The following is a 17,569-nucleotide window of genomic DNA, read 5'->3' on the forward strand; positions in this document are numbered from 1 at the left end:
TCGGTCTAATCTCGTAATTTCTTACCTGTTAAATACAAGAATACATTTTCTAAATTTGGTTCTACCACTTCTGCTGAAATTAATTGAACATTTAATGTGGTTACACCTTGAATAAGTTGACTTAGTAAATGCTGAGGGTCGTCATCAAATAATGTGATTTGATTTTCCTGTACCACAAAGTCATTCAGTGGGTGGTATTCATTTATGTATTGGCACACTCGCTCCATATCCTTTTGTCCTTGTTCACATTTAATCGTAAAAATGATTTCTCTTTTTTCTCCAACAAGCTCAGCCAATTCACTTAAATCACCTACCTTAATGAAAGAACCTTGATCCATAATAGCTATTTTTTCACATAGATATTCGACTTCCTCCATGTAATGACTCGTATAAATAATCGTCATTCCTTCACTATTTAACGTTTTAACTGTTTCTAATATATGATTTCTGGATTGCGGGTCTATACCCACTGTAGGCTCATCCATTATTAATAGTTTTGGCCGATGCAAAATCGCACATCCGATATTCACTCTTCTTTTCATCCCTCCTGAGAATACTTTCACTTTATCATTCGCTCTATTGTCCAGACCAATTAATTCAAGGATTTCTTGTACTCTGCTTTTTAATTCTTCTCCTTTAAGTCCGTACATTTTCCCCCAAAACGTTAAATTTTCTTTTGCTGACAAATCTAAATATAAAGCGATCTCTTGCGGAACAATGCCAATCAATTGCTGTGCATGCTTTGTTTCTTTATGTAGATCAATGCCTCCAATCGTAACAGTCCCGCTCGTTGCAGGTAGAAGTCCTGTCATGATGCCGATTAAGGTTGATTTCCCTGCACCATTAGGACCCAAAAGCCCAAATGATTCACCAGGTTTCAAGTGGAAGCTAACCCCTTTTAATACTTGTTTACCCTCATAATTTTTGATGATGTTCTGTACTTTTAGCAATTGTAATCTCTCCTCTATTCTTCCTATCTATCATAATCCTATCCAATCATTTCCAACTGTTTTATGGTATGTCTTTCAACTAAAGATTATTTTTTCCAATTTACTCATTTTACCACGTTATGAAATGTAGAAGAACAGTATAGGTCTTTTTATATTTATAAACAAAAAAACTTACAGGAAAAATCCTGTAAGTTTTTTCGATGGATCATTATTTAGAAATCATGCCATGCGGGTCAATCACAAATTTCTTCGCCACACCCGAATCAAAATCGCTATATCCTTTAGGGGCTTGATCAAGGGAAATCACGGTGGCATTAACGGCTTTGGCGATTTGTGCTCTTCCGCTTAAAATAGATTTCATCAAGCTGCGATGATATTGCATGACAGGGGTTTGGCCTGTCACAAAGGTATGGGCTTTGGCCCAGCCAAGTCCAATTCGCACTTTCAGAGATCCAACTTTTGCATCTTCATCCACAGCACCTGGATCTTCTGTGACGTAAAGTCCTGGAATTCCAAGTTTACCGCCAACTTTGGTAATATCCATAATTGTATTTAAAACGGTGGCTGGTGCTTCTCCTTGATCTCCATGACCTGAAGCTTCAAAGCCGACACAATCGACCGCACAGTCGACTTCTGGCTCTCCAAGGATATTTGTCATTTGTTCACCGATTCGATCATGTTTTCGTAAGTTAATCGTTTCGCAGCCAAAGCTTCTCGCCTGCTCGAGCCTTTGTTCATTGAGATCGCCGACGATGACAGCAGAAGCGCCAAGGAGCTGAGCGGAATGCGCTGCTGCTAGACCTACTGGCCCTGCACCAGCAATATAGACGGTAGAGCCCGGCTTTACGCCAGCCGTATAAGCACCATGAAAACCTGTCGGGAATATATCAGAAAGCATCGTCAAATCAAGTATTTTTTCCATCGCCTGATCTTTGTCCGGAAATTTGAGTAGCTGGAAATCAGCATATGGCACCATGACGTACTCCGATTGGCCGCCAACCCATCCGCCCATATCTACATATCCATAAGCTGAGCCAGGTCGATCGGGGTTCACATTTAAACACACATGGGTTTTTTGTTCTTTACACATGACGCAGCGACCACAGGCAATATTAAATGGAACTGATACGAGATCACCCTTTTGGATAAACTCTACATCTCGTCCAACTTCAACGACTTCACCAGTAATTTCATGACCAAGGACAAGTCCTTCAGGCGCAGTTGTACGCCCTCTTACCATGTGCTGGTCGCTCCCGCAAATGTTTGTTGTCACCACTTTTAAAATGACGCCATGCTCACACTTACGTCCAACATTGGCTTTAGGTACACCAGGGCCATCTCTTAAAACCAAATCAGGGTATCCAATATCCTCAACTGCTACATTTCCTGCTCCTTTGTAAACGACACCTTTGTTTCCCGACATGTTTTCATTCCTCCCTTTTTGTTTAAAAATGAAGTCTCTCCAAAATTCTCTCTTTCTCGGGCTTTTTCCTTCTTTTAACCGCACATTGACTCAAAAAGTAAGTGACAAATGTCTATCTAGGAGAGAAAAATGTACTTTCCAGTCAAATAAAAAAGAAAATATTGAAAAAAAAGCTAAACATTTGCAGAACATTGTCGATATAAGGAATAAGCCAGACAGGTATCCTTAATCGACAAACAAATTCCTTATATATACTATCATTCCTTACACACCTGGCTGGCCCCTACATATGAAATGAATGCAAAAGACTCTTCTTGTGAAGTGTCTTTTTTATTGATGAATGATCAATTCCCACATGCAAAAAAGGCCCTTCTGACGAAGAGCCTTTTTTAATTGCTTGTTCATTACCTGGGAAATATTTTCATCATCATTTTAAGGCTTTGATACAGATGTATGTATCATAATGGTAAACAGAGACGTCTCTAAAGTGATACGCTGAAAAAAGACAGCTAATGTCTTCTTCACTGTACGTTGAAAGAGAATGTGAGCGTTTTTGTTCCTTCATTAGTTCCTGCTTTTGAAAAGATAAGAATACTTCTCCATCCACTTGAAGAACACGATATACCTCTTTCATAACTTGTTCGATATCTGGCAAGTAATAGATGGTCTGCACTGTGAACAATTTATTGAATGATCTGTCTTCAAAAGGTAATTGCTCAGCTTTTCCAAGTGTGATAACGGCTTTTTCCTGCTCGACAAGCCTCTTATGTTTTCTTTTCGCGTATTTTACCATATGACGCGAAGCATCGATTCCATATACTTTCCCTCGATCAAGTTTTTCCGCTACTTTAGATAATGTCATACCTCTTCCAGTACCAATTTCTAAAATCCGGTCGTTTTCTTGTATATTTAAGAGTTGAATCGTCCATTGATTGATATTATGATGATTTTTTTCCATATAGCGGGCAACCCATTTTGAGAACAAGCCCTTTGGTTCCCTCATTTGTTTTCCAATCCAGCTTTGAATCAATGTCAACACCTGCTTTGCACCAGTAAATAAAACTATTTACGAATTTTCTTACTTTTCATATCGGCTCTCGCCTAACAAAAGTTAAGACCTAGTCCTAATTTCTTTGTCTTTTATTAGACGGCACCTTTTCTGAAAATGTTTCGCACGTCATGAAAAATATTTAAACAAATAGGCATTTTCATTAATTGTGCTCAGAATGATTTCGTTTTCCGCATGAGCTGCATATTTTATGAATGTATCTTGATTAGATAAAGGTGGTGCTAGATTATGGGCTTTGGCGGTTATTCTGGAGGCTACTGCGGTGGCTACGGTGGCGGTTTTGCAGGCGGATTCGCATTGCTTGTTGTACTGTTCATTTTGTTAATCATCATCGGTGCAAGCTGGATTTGCTAATGTAAAAGGAGCAGGAAACGATAACGTTTCCTGCTCCTTTTCTTTAATACCAATAGGTTGGATAATTGTACATATAGCGTCTGAGCATTTCTTCTTGCTCTCTTTGCATTCTGTATGGATTGCCGTATCCGTGCTTTAAAGAATGCGGAATAGACGCATATCCGTGCCCCACTGATGGAAACCTCATATATGGTGACATCGACATTCATTGATCACCTCACAATCTCCTTTTACGGTTATCATATGTGCAGGTGATCAATGTGGAGCGTGTCTAAACCTGGTCCTTCTCCCTTGTATAACAATCAAGCATTGCAAGCATCATAAACATGTCAATCTCCTCCTTTTCATGTTTTTATTGTCCTTTTTAGTTCATGTACTTTAGTTGTTTCTGCTTCATTTCTTCATAAAATGTTTCGACTTGTTGTTCATAAAGAACCGTTTCAATGTCTTTGTATTTACGTTGGATCGTCAAAGTAATAAAAAATAAATGGATTGTCATATACGCTCACCTCCCTTCAGTTCGCAGCACGCGAAATAGCCCGCAGATCTTCTTTATCAGTTGACCTGCGGGCACACAAAAATGCAGATCAAAAGACAGTGTCTTCTAACCTGCGATGGATGATACGTGAAATCCTCGTTTACTTAAACAGTTTTGTAGCGTGAACCGTAAAAGGTAAAGGAAGGACACGAGCTCTTCCACAGGCTGATGACATGATGAAATTGGTTGTTGAATTGATCACAAGTAGATACGAATAACATATTCTTCAGCCTCCTTTACGTTTTTAATTACTTTGTAAGTATATCCAGCAAGCACCATTTTGTAAACCTGTTTTTAGTAAATTAGATGATTTTTGTGTGTTTGACTAAATTTCCACAGTGATTCTTGTCCGATTATCCAGTGCAATTTAAAAAAGTCTCCTCATCATATGAGGAGACTTTTCGACTTAATCTTCATCTAGTTCTTGTAGCTTTTTTTGAAAAAAGATCGCACGTTTCACGCAAAGGAAAGCAGCCAATAGGAAAACACAATCAACTGCCAGCATCAGCATTTTTGGTGATGCTTCTATGTGCTGATTCGGTAAAATCGTACCAATATATAAAAAGGTGCTGACAGCAAGCAAAATAAAAGCGTATTGCTTGTAATCTGTCACTAAACCATCCCACTTTTTCTTCACTTGTTTCACCTTCCCGTTATCAATGTCTATTGATAGCTTACCATAGTGAGAGAAAGCGAGGGGCATGTAAATCTATCCATTCGTTACTGCGTCGAGCCCTTGTTCAATATCATGTAATAAGTCATCAATATCCTCAATACCGACAGAAATACGGATTAAACCATCTGTGATGCCAAGTTCTTCTCTGCGCTCTTTTGGAATGGATGCATGGGTCATGCGAGCAGGAACAGAGATTAAACTTTCAACCGCCCCTAGGCTTTCTGCGATTGTAAACAATTTTAATTGGCTTAAAAACACGTCGACATTTTCTTCTTTTCCAATATCAAAAGAAATCATACCGCCAAAGCCTGTTGCTTGAGTTTTTGCAAGCTCATGACCTGGGTGAGCGCTTAAACCTGGGTAATAGACACGTGTAATCGCAGGATGCTGTTCTAAAAACTCAGCGATTTTCTGCGCGTTTTGTTGATGTGCTTCCATTCTTAGTCCGAGCGTTTTCATCCCTCGCATTAGAAGCCACGCATCTTGCGGTCCAAGAATACCGCCTGTAGAATTTTGAACAAAGTGCAGTTCTTCACCAAGCTCTTCAGTAGCTGTCACGACAAGTCCGCCCACCACATCACTATGGCCGCCTAAATATTTTGTGGCACTGTGCAAGACAATGTCAGCCCCATATGAAATCGGCTTTTGAAAATATGGGGTAAAAAACGTATTATCGACAATCATCAAGATGCCAGCTTCTTTTGTGATCCGGCTTATGGCTTGTAGATCGGTCATTTTCAGCAATGGATTGGTTGGTGATTCAATATAGACGGCTTTTGTTTCTGGTAAAATTGCTTTTTTCACCGCTTCAGGATCACTTGTGTCTACAAATGTGGCTTTAATGCCAATCCGGTTGAGCACCTTTGTCATCACACGATAGGTTCCACCGTACACGTCATCAGTCAGTACGATATGATCTCCGCTGTTAAACAGCATCATCACGGCTGTAATTGCAGCCATCCCTGAACCGAATGCATAGCCGTTTGCCCCGCCTTCAAGATCACGAATGACTGTTTCCAGTGCTGTTCTTGTTGGATTCGCAGTTCTGGAATATTCATATCCAGTGTGCTCGCCTGCTTTAGGCTGCTTATAGGTGCTGACTTGATAAATAGGAACAGACACGGCTCCTGTTTTTTCATCACCAGTGATTCCACTATGAATCATCATTGTTTTTGGCTTCATTTTATTTTCCTCCCTCATAAATACCTTTACTTAGATAACGCTCACTGCTATCAGGAAAAATAGTGACGATCACCGTCCCAGGTGATGCCTTTTTCGCTTCCTCTAAAGCGGCAAATAGAGCGGCTCCAGACGAGCTTCCGATCAGAACACCTTCCTTTTCAGCTGCTTCTTTCACCATTCGGAAAGCATCATCGTCACTGACGGTATAAATTTCGTCAAATAAAGTCGATTCCATATAATCTGGAATAAATTCAAGGCCAATTCCTTCCGTTCTATGCGGTCCCGGCTTTCCGCCATTTAAAATAGATCCTTCTGGTTCCACGATCACTGTTTTTAGCGCTTCTTTTTGCTCTTTTAAATAGGCAGCACAGCCTTGAAACGTTCCACCAGAGCCCGCTCCTGCTACAAACACGTCTATGTTCCCCTGGAGGTCAGACCATATTTCTGGCCCGAGCGTTTTATAGTAAGTCAATGGATTTACTTGGTTTTTAAATTGTAAGACACAATACGCATTGTCAAGGCTTGCCTCTAGTTCAAGGGCTCGATCAATCGCACCCTTCATCCCATCTTTTCTTGGTGTATGAATAATTTCTGCACCAAGCGCCTTCATGAGCTGTTGTTTCTCTTGACTAAAATGTTCTGGTACACAGAAGATCGGATGCAATTGATGTTTTCTTGCACTTAGCGCAAGCCCGATGCCTGTGTTTCCTGCAGTTGCTTCAATAATGGTTCCGCCTGGGCGCAGTTTGCCCGATGCTAGCGCTTCTTTAATCAGCATATCACCTAAGCGATCCTTAATACTTCCGCCTGGGTTCATCATTTCAAGTTTTGCATAAACATCAACACCTGCCGGCACACCCATCCCTGACAGTTTTAAAAGCGGTGTGTGGCCAATTAATTCCGTAATATCATGTATGACAGCCATATAAATCCCTTCCTTTGTATGGAAAAGAAGGGGGAAACCCCTTCTTTTATTGTGTTTGCTTTATCATACGCAGGACAAGGTCTGTTGAGTGAATCGCTGCTTGCTCTAGAAATTGATCAAAAGAGATATTGGATTCTTTCCCAGCAATATCTGACAACGCTCGAACGACCACAAATGGCGTTTCAAATAGATGGCAAACTTGCGCAACTGCTGCTGCCTCCATTTCCACTGCATACAGCTCTGGGAATTTCTCTCTCACAAACGCGACACGACCAGGATCATCCATAAATGAATCTCCTGTTGCAATCGTCCCTTTTGCCACTTGAATATGATCGATTTCTGAAGCAGATTCCTCTGCCAGCTTCACAAGCTGATCATCTGCGATGAAAGCAGCTGGTAATCCTGGCACTTGTCCATATTCGTAATCAAAGATCGTCACGTCCACATCATGATGTCTCACATCAGTAGAGATGACAATATCACCTACATTTAATGAGTGATGGAAACCGCCAGCTGATCCTGTATTGATCACATAATCTGGCTGAAAGCGGTCAAGCAGAAGTGTTGTGCTGACCGCTGCATTTACTTTTCCAATCCCTGATTTTAATAAAATCACTTCTTTATCTTCATAAACACCTGTTGTAAATTCACACCCAGCGATGTTTTCTTGTGTGGCATTCTTTAGTTGGTCTCTTAAAATCGTCACTTCTTCTTCCATTGCACCTATCACTGCGATTTTCAAATCAAAAACATCCTTTCATTCCCTTTTCTTCGCTTCTACGATCCACACAAAATCATTCATTTGATGAAAAGATGTGCTAAAACCTTCTTCTTCAAAGATTTGCTTTAACACACCTATGGATGGATAGTATTCCGTTTCTAAATCCTCTGCAAGCTGATCGAATCCAGCGGCTTTCGCTTTGTTCGTTTCAGCTTGATGTGCTGCTTGATTTTGAAACATTGTATCAGCAAAGACTATTTTACCACCTGAGGGAAGGATGTTGCCATAGGTGTGGATGGCTTGTTTTTTTTCGTCGTCCGTTAAATGATGGAAAGCATATGAACTGACGATCGTATCAGGCTCAAAAGGTGGAGATGGAAACGATAAAAAATCCCCGTCATGAAATACATTTGGTATTCCTTTTTGAAGAGCCGCTTTCTTCATGGCCTCTGAAGGTTCAACGCCAAACACTTTCTTATCTGCTTGAAGCAGTGCCGCCGTTAGGTTTCCTGTGCCGCTTCCAAACTCAATGACATGTTGACCTGCACGGCGAGTAATCTCTTTTAGAATGGCCGGATACCGGCGAAACACTTCTTTATACTGCTCGTCATGACCACTTACAGTGTCATCATAAGATTCAGCCCAATGATCAAATAAAGAAAGAAACTCACGTCCCATTTTTCTTTCCCTCCACTTTATCTATTTATTCCTATCCGTATAGTATGTTTTATTCCGTCGAACAGTTCCTATCCTACCACATCTTCTGATTCTTTCCTACTAAAAAATACTGGGCGGGGTAGAAAAATATTTGCCCTTTTGAATGGGAGAGATTATGATGAATCTAGAGCATGGAGGGATGAATGAAATGGATTTTCAACTGGATTTTTTAAAGGACAAAATTGAATTTTTTGAAGCAACGTCTTTAAAAGAACTTGAACAAAAGATCCAAAAACAAATTGAACATAATCAGGCGATCTTGCTGACTGTTCATTCTGTGAGTCATCAAACGACTGTCATTGATGATAAGATTTTGTATACAGCAGTTGTTCATTTTAAAGCGAATGTCTCATAAAAAAGATCAGCGTGTAGGCAGTCAGGTCTGTGCGCCGGTGCTAGTCCTTCCTAGACTGCAAAGGTTTTCTATCACGCTGAAAAGAAGAAAAAGGCTAAAATGAAGTTCATTTTAGCCTTTTTGCATGCATCTTTTTTATTTTATTTTAATTTTTCAACCTTCACAGGTTTCCAGCCTTTTTCATCCACCCACGTAATTTCTACACGGTAGCGTTCACCTGTTGATTTATCACGGATGGTTCCTTTTGCATCTTGAGGTCCTCCGTTATTTCCTAACCAAATAACAGTCATTTGATCTTCTGAGATTCCTGTCGCATAGGACATGGCTTTGATCATTTCTTTCCAGTCTTTTGAGTTAGCATCATAGGTTGCTGTATGTGATCCCGATTGCTCTGTTCCTACAGGCTCCCAGTTATCGTTTTCATATGTTTTGTCTACGTCACTTGTTTTACCGCCATCTGTTTCTGTGGCGTCTTTTAACGCATCTTTGTTTGGCTCTTCTTCTTCATCTGTTTTCTTTGTATCGTCTTTTTTGTCAGATGAATCGTCTTTTTTTGCATCCGCATCATCGGATGTATCTTTCTTTTGATCTTTCACATCTTCTTCTGAGTTTTGTTTATTTTCACTCGATGCAGGTGCTGTTTTGGATGGTTCGTTGGCTACATCTTTCGGTGGTCTATTAAAAATTAACAAACTCGATGCGACAACCAAAATAAGCACCACAACGATACCAATTAATATGTTAAGCACCATATTCGCCTTTCTGCGCTTATCACGATGTTCAAATCGAGAATTTCTACTCAAAATCTCTGCACTCCTTTGCCTCTGTTCCCTAAGTCGTTACTATTCTAACATGACATGAAGGGATGTTCTATGTCTGTTTCTTTTCAATTTCATTGACCTTTTTTACAATATCATAAAACGCTTCATTTGTCTTAGCCCGGCCACTTGCCTCATCAAGATGAACAACGACGAGAGCGTATTTTGGTTTTTCTGCCGGAAAGTATCCGGCAAACCACTTGTGATAAAGTGGATTCCCCTGTTTATCTTTGCTGCCGGTTTGGGCAGTGCCTGATTTCCCTGCTATATGGAACGGCAGGTCTTGAAATCTTCTTCCTGTTCCTTTGTCAGAGGTCACCACCTGCCTTAAGTACTTTTGCAAGGTTTGAGCTGTATAGCGGTCAATACTGTCACCATCAGGTCGTTTGTTTTGAAAGGATAGCATCGTTGTTCCGTTTTGATACAGCACTTTATCTGCAATTCTCACTTCTTTTCGTTCTCCGCCCCTTGCAATCGTTGCCATCATATTGGCGATTTGCAAGGGAGTTGTTTTGACATTTTTTTGACCAATCGCCGTTTGCGCAATGGCTTTTTTGACATGCTTGTCTCTTTTATCTCCCCACACACTGCCTGTTTCTTCACGATCAAACTGTTTGAATTGTTGCTTATGGTATACATCCCCTTCCCAGCCTGCTCGATCCACAAGCCCAAGCTTTGAAGCTGTCTTTTCAATGATTTGATCATCTGTTTGGATGAGCTGCTCAGCGAGTGTCGCAAATGTATAATTACAGCTTTGCGCAAAGCTTTCAGACAGATTCAGTACTTCCTGCTTTCCTTCTGGCTCTCCATATAAATTCTTTCGACAATCATACATCGTTTGTGGCTGGTTCAAGTTTTTTTCAATCGCTGCGGCAAGTACGACCGTTTTAAATACAGAACCGGGAGCCATTGCGGTCAGCATGTAATTTCTTGCCTCATGCCGGTTTTTGCTGGTCACATTTGGAACACTTGCCATCGCCAGCACACTGCTATTTTGAATGTCGAGCAGAACCGCTCCGCCTTTTTCAACACCTTGCGCTTTGAGAACATTCTCCATTTCCCTCTGCATGTCTTCGTCCATAGTTGTCTGCACTTGCAGCGGATAAAACGAATGAGCTTCTGCTGTATATTTGACGTCCATCCCAAACAAAGGGTTTCCCCTTCCGTCCACATGATATAACAATTTTGTGTCTTGCTCTGGTAATAGAAATTCGTCAAATGTACTTTCCAAACCAAATGTACCGATCTCAGTGCGAATCGAAAGCTCTTTTTTGTCCGGATAACGCTTTCTCAAGAGTTCTGGATTCTCGCTTGTGAAACCTAATGTGTGGAGGGCAAGTCTTTTTTTGTCCTTCTCTTTCATATATACGCCGTAAACACCTGAATATTTCATATCATTGATGTCTTTCAGCTTTTTTTTCGTGATATCATCTTTTAAAATGAGTGGTTTCTTCGTTTCTGTCAGCTGGCTTTTCAGTTCATCTTCTTTCATCTCAAGTATAGAAGCGGTTTGTTTTAAGTGAGGGAGGTCATATTGCAGGAAAGGAAATATGATGACCGCAGGCTCTTCTTTTGTGAGAAGTGCCTCGCCGTTTCGATCTAAAAATTCACCTCGTCCGTCTGAAATGACTACTTCTTCTGTCCGCTGCCTGACACTTTCTTGGATCAAATTAATATCAAGCTTTGAAAAAGATTCTGTGAAAAACAACTGAATTTCCGCTAGTCTAAATAGGAGGCCGAGCAATAAGATAAAAATAATGACACCTGTCCATTGGATTCTTCTTGTTTTCAGCATAAAAACACCTCGTCCCTATTGTGGACGAGGTGTTTATCGTATAAACGTAATTATGAAATTTTTACAATTTGGACGAACATTTCTCCGCCAGGTGTTTGAACTGTGACTTTGTCGTCTACTTGTTTGCCTAAAAGGCTTTTTGCAATTGGTGAATCGTTTGAAATTTTGCCTTCAAACGGATCAGCTTCTGCACTTCCTACAATCGTATAAGACTCTTCTTCACCGTCCGGTAATTCAACGAATGTCACTGTTTTACCGAGTGAAACAATATTTGAGTTACCTTCATCTTCAATAATTTTGGCATTACGAATCATATTATCAAGCGTTGTAATACGACCTTCTACAAACGCTTGCTCTTCTTTAGCAGAATCATATTCCGAGTTTTCAGAGAGGTCTCCAAAACTTCTAGCGATTTTAATACGCTCTACAACCTCTTTACGTTTAACCGTTTTCAAATATTCAAGCTCTTCTTCTAATTTGCGCTTTCCTTCTTCTGTCATTGGAAATACTTTCTCTTGTGCCATGAATCATTCACTCCTTCTATTAATCCTCATCATACAAGCTTTCTGCATGTGAGTGACGACTGAAATATACAAGAATGAGGACATATTCCGGCCCTCATTCCTTCTGTCCCATATTCGTAAAAGTCCATCTTACATGGCGTCCCTTTTAGATGCAACTATTATGCCTTTTTATTAGGCAGGAACAGCAGCGGTCTCATGATGATGTATTATCTTCATCGCACAAACTGTGGAAAGGCACAGGAAGCTCCTGTACCTCGTTCGGCCATTTCGATCATATGTAGAAGAATAGCTTACCCATTCTCCATCTTTCAATACATAATATGGTCAGTGTACGATATGTCTATGCTATATTATTACAAAATTGCATTTTGATCAAGAATTGTTTGAAAATTTGTGATGATTTGTTTGTCGTTTTTTTAATATACTTTTACAAAGCAGGAATAACTGAAACTTTCAGCATCCCATCGTGATTTTCCTGTCTTCATTTCGCAGCATTGTTTTCCTATCATATCAAATCTTTTATTCAGAGGGCTGTTTCTTACAATGCTCATCGATGATTTCGGACTAGCCATTACTAAAGTATTGACTACAAGAGCATGATGTTGAAAAGACCTTTACGTCGTAAAGGTCTTTGTTCTTCTCCACCATTTACTCTCCGCGGTTTTGAAGAATCGTTTGAATTTTTGTCACCATGAGATCAATGGCCACATGATTTTGACCGCCTTCTGGGATGATGATATCCGCGTATCGTTTTGACGGTTCAATGAATTGATTGTGCATCGGTCTGACGACAGATACATATTGTTCAATCACGGAATCAATCGATCTGCCTCTTTCTTTCGTATCACGTAAAATACGGCGAATGATCCGAAGATCTGCATCAGTATCCACATACAGTTTAATATCCATTAAGTTTCTTAGACGTTCGTTTTCAAGAGCAAAGATTCCTTCAACGATGATGACATCTTTGGGTTCAACATGTACCGTCTCTTCTGAACGTGTGTTTAGTTTAAAATCATAAATCGGTTTTTCAATGGACTCGTACTTTAGCAGCGCTTCTACATGCTCAATCATCAGGTCATTGTCAAATGCAAGCGGATGATCATAATTGGTCAGCAGGCGCTCTTCAAATGGCATATGACTTTGATTTTTATAATATAAATCTTGCTGAAGCATGAGGATTGAATGTCCTTTAAATTTTTCGTAAATGGAATTGGTGACGCTCGTTTTACCTGAACCCGAGCCGCCAGCGATTCCAATCACCACTGGTTTTTTCCCCATGTGCCGGTTATTTCCCCTTTCTCATCATGTTGCTAGGGTATACTTTTTGATCAAGCTTAAATTTCACAATTTGCAGTGGATGACGAGCGGCATCGATTTCGTTCCCTTTTTCGTCCCAAATCGTCTCAATCTTACATGTGAAATTTTCGATTTCTGGACCGAAAAATTCAACTTCGTCGCCAGCTTTAAAGAAATTACGCTGCTGTAATGTGACAATTTGTTCTTGTTCATCATAATGAAGCACAAGTCCGACGAAATCAAAGGTCGTTTTCTTTCCGTGAATGCCAAACATTTGTTCATCCGTTCCTGGTACACCTTCAAAAAAGGCAGGAGCCGTGTCACGGTTGGCACATTTGTCTAATTCATCGAGCCATTCTTGTTGAATGACGAAATTGTCTGGATCCGCACAGTAAGCATCAATGACTTTACGATAGACACTGACAACTGTTGCTACATAATGAATGGACTTCATTCGTCCTTCAATCTTTAAGCTGTCAATTCCCATTTCGATCATTTGCGGTATGGATTCGATGAGTTTTAAATCTTTTGGACTCATCGCAAATGGTGCATCTTCTTCACCGAATAAAGGCGCTTCCTCAGAGCCTTCTAGTTTATAAAGGTCATAATCCCAGCGGCAAGATTGGCAGCAGCCTCCGCGGTTTGAATCTCTCGCTGTCATATGGTTACTGAGCACGCAGCGGCCAGAATAAGCAATACACATCGCCCCGTGAATGAACGTTTCGATTTCAATATCCACTTTTTCTTTCATTTCTTTAATCTCTAGAGCGCTTGTTTCACGTGCAAGGACCACACGCTCAAGCCCCTCTTCCTTCCAAAACTGCACCGCTTTCCAATTTGAAAGAGACTGCTGTGTGCTTAAGTGAACTTCAAGCTTTGGAGCTACTCGTTTGCATGTTTCGATGATGAGTGGATCAGCGACAATAATTCCCGCTACACCCGCTCCTTCAATCCCTTGAAGATATTCTTCCAGCCCGTCCATGTTTTCGTTGTGGGCGAAAATATTCGTTGTCACATAAATGCGAGCACCGTATTTGTTCGCAAATGCGACACCTTCTGCCATTTCTTCGATTGAAAAGTTATCTGCATTTGAACGAAGTCCAAATTCTTTCCCACCAATAAAAACAGCGTCTGCTCCATAATGCACTGCAATTTTTAGTTTTTCTAAGTTTCCTGCTGGCGCAAGCAGTTCTGGTTTTTTTGTAATGACACGTTTTCCATCGATCACTTCAGAAATTCCATCTTTTAAAAGTGCCATTTCCTCTGCCTCCTTTTATCTTAATAAACCGTTTCTTTAAAGAAAAATCCTGTATCGATTGAGCGGTTGACAGGCTGGATCTCTTCAATACGCTCCACCCATTCATCTTTCTGATCTTCATAGGCTTCCTTATCAGTCACTAGTAAATCAATGGCTTTTCGATAGAGGGATGTCACCTCTGTCATATAAGAAAGTGACTTTAAAATTCCGTCAATTTTAAATGAGTCAATGCCTGCGTCGACAAATTCTTCTAATTCATCAATCATACATACATCATTTGGACTCATAATGTGTGTGCCATTTTCATCCTCAAAAATAGGATATTTGTTTTGACGCTCCTGGTCGTGAAGGAATAGACCTTCTTCCATATTTCTGCCTTCCACGTCCATTTGTTTGCCTTGATATTCAAAATAGTTGCCAACAAGTGTCCGTTTGGATTGGAACATACAGGTCATGCCGTGGACTTGAATTTCAATCTCCACTTCGGCGTTTTCTTTGATATCAATCACGCTATCCATATTGAGTTCTTTGGCAAGAACAGCACGTGTTGCGCCTTTTCTGCCCCAGTAGTTACAAGTGTAATAGTTTGTCCCAGTTGTTTCTGTACTCCAGTGCAGATTCAAGTTGACACCTGTTTCTTTTGCGGCCATGATCACTGCCGGATCTCCAAAAACGACACCATCCACGTTTAACCCATCGAGAAAGGTTAAATAATCTCCAAGCAGTGCCACACGGTCATTATGAAAAATCGCATTCATGGCGACATATACTTTTTTGTGATGTGCATGCGCGAGTTGAACCGTTTGTTTCACATCTTCTCTTGAAAATTCACCTGCAAGACGGATTCCATATGTTTGTTCACCTATTAAAAATGCGTCAGCACCCGCTTCAATGAGCGGCAGTACATCCGACACCTTGCTTGGCGTCACAAGCAATTCTGGTTTTTTCATGATTGGTCACCTCTTTTTGTACTAATGGCGATCCCATCTCCAACCGGAATGATACACGTTTGGTAGTCAGGATTTGACATCAGCCATTGATTGTATCGATCAATTTTGCCTATTAATTGTTTTTTTCGTTTATCTTCAATTTCTTCTTCATAATTTGTCGCAACTAAGCCTTTAAATAATACGTTGTCTGTAATAATCATTCCGTCATCGGACAGCATCGGTTCAAACAGCTCAAAAAAGCGTTGATACTGACCTTTTGCCGCATCAATGAAGATCACATCATAGGGCGCCATCGTCTGAACCGTTTTAGCTGATTCCATCGCATCGCCAAAAAACACGTGAATTCTATCTTTGAAATGTAATTCTTCAATATTCCGTGTCGCTTCCTCATAACGTTTTGCATTTCGCTCAATCGTATAGATTTCAGCATCTGGCAGAGCTTCTGCCATTCGAATCGCTGAATAGCCAATCGCTGTCCCAACCTCAAGAATCTTCTTCGGTTTTTTCAAAGAAAGCAGCTGCAATAACAGTTCAATGCTCACCTTTTCCATGATTGGCACATGATGCTCTTTCGCATACTCCTCTAATTGAGCGATGGCATCAGGACTCGGCTCAATTAAATCTTCAATATAATCATTTATTTGATCATCTTCGATTGTCATTATATGTCTAGCTCCTTCATGACCTGAAAAAGAAGAGTTCTGCCTATTGCAGCTCTCTTTCTCGTCAATCTTTCGTTCATCTAAGTAAAAACAACCCGATATATTTTACCACAAAGATGTGGTAATTGCGAACCTATAAAATGGATATAACAACGAAAAAAACTGCAGGCAATTTCACCATTGTCTACAGTCTTTTTCCTTTCACATGAGCGCTAGTTGCTGCCTGTGATGTATTTCGCTTTTGCTTTGTTGTGCTCATTTAACGTTTTCGTAAAGACGACTTCGCCATTTTTCTTTGCTAGGAAGTAAACAAAATCTGTTTTCTCTGGATGGAGTGCTGCTTTCCAAGAAGATTCTCCAGCATTGGCAATAGGTCCAGGCGGCAGCCCTTTGTTTGTATACGTATTATATGGTGATTTTACTTTTAAATCTTTGTAATAAACACGGGATTTATGCTCGCCAAGCGCATAAAGAACGGTTGGATCTGTTTGAAGCGGCATATCCTTTTTCAACCGGTTATAAAACACACTTGATATTTTTGACCGGTCTGTTTTTTCAGTTGCTTCCATTTCTATCAGGGATGCCATCGTTAGGACATCATGGATGGACATCTTTCTCTTTTTCATGTCCTTTTCATACGTTTTTACATATTGATCTGTTTGTTTAATCATTGTGTCAATGATGGTTTCAAGTGATTCATCCTCACGATAAAACGGATACGTCGCCGGGAATAAATATCCCTCTAACGGATGCTTGACTTGTTTCCCGTTCACTTGTGATGTCACCGTTTTCGGGTACTTTTTCATCAATTTTTTAATAAAGGCTGGATCATCCAGCTTCGCTTCAACTTCTTTCGCTGAAAAATTCGTCTGGTTTGCGATAATAGCTGCAATATCAGACAACTGTTTCCCTTCAGGTATCACAAGCTGAAATGCGTAATCTGTCCCGCCAGATGTCAGCTTTTGAATTAGCTGATCCGCATCCATTGTTTGTTTGAGATGAAAATAGCCCGCTTTAAAGCCTGATGCTTTTTTGTACTTTGCATAGTAAGTGAAAATCGTGTCATTTGAAATCAGCTCATTTTCTTTTAAAATGCTCGCAATTCCGCTGACAGATGTCCCATTTGGAATATGAATATTAATGGTTTGTTTGCTTTTTTGATCGACCGGCCCGAGTGCTGATTTTACATATAAAAAACCTGATAATGCTGCAATGATGATCACAGCAAGTACAGATAACAGGACGATCCCCATTTTTCGTTTAAAAAATGGTCGTTTCTTTTGTTCTGAAAACATGCATGGCCCTCCTCACATCTAGCTTTTATAGTACATGATTCGACGGAGTTCGGCAATT

Annotated in this window: 20 protein-coding genes; 2 read left to right on the top strand and 18 right to left on the bottom strand. The window is 40.3% G+C overall.

Annotated features, from left to right (window positions below; all coding sequences use genetic code 11):
• Positions 1-5 precede the first annotated feature (5 nt).
• The 3 genes from FXF70_RS07730 to FXF70_RS07740 all read right to left on the bottom strand — a co-directional run bounded on the left by FXF70_RS07730 (position 6) and on the right by FXF70_RS07740 (position 3,403).
• Positions 6-950, bottom strand: coding sequence for an ABC transporter ATP-binding protein (locus tag FXF70_RS07730; protein ID WP_148780080.1), 945 nt, complete (start codon positions 948-950; stop codon positions 6-8).
• A 208-nt stretch (positions 951-1,158) separates the two neighbouring features.
• Positions 1,159-2,373, bottom strand: coding sequence for a formaldehyde dehydrogenase, glutathione-independent (fdhA, locus tag FXF70_RS07735; protein WP_017358089.1), 1,215 nt, complete (start codon positions 2,371-2,373; stop codon positions 1,159-1,161).
• A 427-nt stretch (positions 2,374-2,800) separates the two neighbouring features.
• Positions 2,801-3,403 carry a class I SAM-dependent methyltransferase gene (locus FXF70_RS07740; RefSeq protein ID WP_148780081.1) on the bottom strand — a complete coding sequence of 201 codons (603 nt, stop codon included), beginning with the start codon at positions 3,401-3,403 and terminating at the stop codon, positions 2,801-2,803.
• 267 nt (positions 3,404-3,670) lie between these two features.
• Here FXF70_RS07740 and FXF70_RS19440 point away from each other — a divergent pair, with 267 nt between their 5' ends.
• Positions 3,671-3,796 carry a YjcZ family sporulation protein gene (locus FXF70_RS19440; RefSeq protein ID WP_008342643.1) on the top strand — a complete coding sequence of 42 codons (126 nt, stop codon included), beginning with the start codon at positions 3,671-3,673 and terminating at the stop codon, positions 3,794-3,796.
• Between the two features lie 43 nt (positions 3,797-3,839).
• Here FXF70_RS19440 and FXF70_RS19030 read toward each other — a convergent pair whose 3' ends face one another.
• The 7 genes from FXF70_RS19030 to FXF70_RS07775 all read right to left on the bottom strand — a co-directional run bounded on the left by FXF70_RS19030 (position 3,840) and on the right by FXF70_RS07775 (position 8,516).
• Entirely contained in the window at positions 3,840-4,001 is a 162-nt protein-coding gene (locus tag FXF70_RS19030; RefSeq protein ID WP_154666048.1) for a hypothetical protein, read from the bottom strand.
• A 159-nt stretch (positions 4,002-4,160) separates the two neighbouring features.
• Positions 4,161-4,295 (bottom strand): YrzI family small protein, encoded by a 135-nt coding sequence (locus tag FXF70_RS07750; protein ID WP_008342648.1) that lies wholly within the window; start codon positions 4,293-4,295, stop codon positions 4,161-4,163.
• A 445-nt stretch (positions 4,296-4,740) separates the two neighbouring features.
• Positions 4,741-4,971: a YrhC family protein gene (locus tag FXF70_RS07755; RefSeq protein ID WP_017358091.1), complete on the bottom strand. Its 231-nt coding sequence runs from the start codon at positions 4,969-4,971 to the stop codon at positions 4,741-4,743.
• Between the two features lie 72 nt (positions 4,972-5,043).
• Positions 5,044-6,192: a bifunctional cystathionine gamma-lyase/homocysteine desulfhydrase gene (locus tag FXF70_RS07760; RefSeq protein WP_008342652.1), complete on the bottom strand. Its 1,149-nt coding sequence runs from the start codon at positions 6,190-6,192 to the stop codon at positions 5,044-5,046.
• Position 6,193: 1 nt separating this feature from the next.
• Complete coding sequence (locus tag FXF70_RS07765) at positions 6,194-7,117, bottom strand: PLP-dependent cysteine synthase family protein (protein ID WP_007501427.1); 924 nt, start codon at positions 7,115-7,117, stop codon at positions 6,194-6,196.
• Between the two features lie 46 nt (positions 7,118-7,163).
• On the bottom strand, positions 7,164-7,859 hold the full coding sequence (mtnN, locus tag FXF70_RS07770) for a 5'-methylthioadenosine/S-adenosylhomocysteine nucleosidase (protein ID WP_007501428.1): 696 nt from the start codon (positions 7,857-7,859) through the stop codon (positions 7,164-7,166).
• A gap of 15 nt (positions 7,860-7,874) precedes the next feature.
• Positions 7,875-8,516, bottom strand: a complete 642-nt coding sequence (locus FXF70_RS07775) for a class I SAM-dependent DNA methyltransferase (protein ID WP_135226663.1) — start codon at positions 8,514-8,516, stop codon at positions 7,875-7,877.
• A 187-nt stretch (positions 8,517-8,703) separates the two neighbouring features.
• On the opposite strand from FXF70_RS07775, the gene FXF70_RS07780 reads away from it, so the two are divergent.
• Positions 8,704-8,910 carry a YrzA family protein gene (locus FXF70_RS07780; RefSeq protein ID WP_024718362.1) on the top strand — a complete coding sequence of 69 codons (207 nt, stop codon included), beginning with the start codon at positions 8,704-8,706 and terminating at the stop codon, positions 8,908-8,910.
• Between the two features lie 140 nt (positions 8,911-9,050).
• On the opposite strand, the gene FXF70_RS07785 is transcribed toward FXF70_RS07780, so the two are convergent.
• The 8 genes from FXF70_RS07785 to mltG all read right to left on the bottom strand — a co-directional run bounded on the left by FXF70_RS07785 (position 9,051) and on the right by mltG (position 17,511).
• Entirely contained in the window at positions 9,051-9,713 is a 663-nt protein-coding gene (locus FXF70_RS07785) for a YrrS family protein (RefSeq protein ID WP_113747145.1), read from the bottom strand.
• Positions 9,714-9,780: 67 nt separating this feature from the next.
• Positions 9,781-11,523, bottom strand: a complete 1,743-nt coding sequence (locus tag FXF70_RS07790) for a peptidoglycan D,D-transpeptidase FtsI family protein (RefSeq protein WP_148780082.1) — start codon at positions 11,521-11,523, stop codon at positions 9,781-9,783.
• 50 nt (positions 11,524-11,573) lie between these two features.
• On the bottom strand, positions 11,574-12,047 hold the full coding sequence (gene greA / locus FXF70_RS07795) for a transcription elongation factor GreA (RefSeq protein ID WP_007501433.1): 474 nt from the start codon (positions 12,045-12,047) through the stop codon (positions 11,574-11,576).
• Between the two features lie 648 nt (positions 12,048-12,695).
• The gene (gene udk, locus FXF70_RS07800) at positions 12,696-13,328 is read right to left on the bottom strand and encodes a uridine kinase (protein ID WP_007501435.1); all 633 of its coding nucleotides are present in this window, start codon (positions 13,326-13,328) and stop codon (positions 12,696-12,698) included.
• Between the two features lie 7 nt (positions 13,329-13,335).
• Positions 13,336-14,604 carry a peptidase U32 family protein gene (locus FXF70_RS07805; RefSeq protein WP_007501437.1) on the bottom strand — a complete coding sequence of 423 codons (1,269 nt, stop codon included), beginning with the start codon at positions 14,602-14,604 and terminating at the stop codon, positions 13,336-13,338.
• A gap of 20 nt (positions 14,605-14,624) precedes the next feature.
• On the bottom strand, positions 14,625-15,554 hold the full coding sequence (locus FXF70_RS07810; RefSeq protein WP_008342670.1) for a peptidase U32 family protein: 930 nt from the start codon (positions 15,552-15,554) through the stop codon (positions 14,625-14,627).
• Entirely contained in the window at positions 15,551-16,216 is a 666-nt protein-coding gene (locus tag FXF70_RS07815) for an O-methyltransferase (protein WP_035390950.1), read from the bottom strand. The genes FXF70_RS07810 and FXF70_RS07815 overlap by 4 nt, the downstream gene beginning before the upstream one ends.
• A gap of 212 nt (positions 16,217-16,428) precedes the next feature.
• Positions 16,429-17,511: an endolytic transglycosylase MltG gene (gene mltG / locus FXF70_RS07820; RefSeq protein ID WP_025207696.1), complete on the bottom strand. Its 1,083-nt coding sequence runs from the start codon at positions 17,509-17,511 to the stop codon at positions 16,429-16,431.
• Between the last annotated feature and the right edge of the window lie 58 nt (positions 17,512-17,569).

The organism is Bacillus sp. Y3, from assembly GCF_008123875.1.
Taxonomy (GTDB): Bacteria; Bacillota; Bacilli; order Bacillales; family Bacillaceae; genus Bacillus; species Bacillus altitudinis.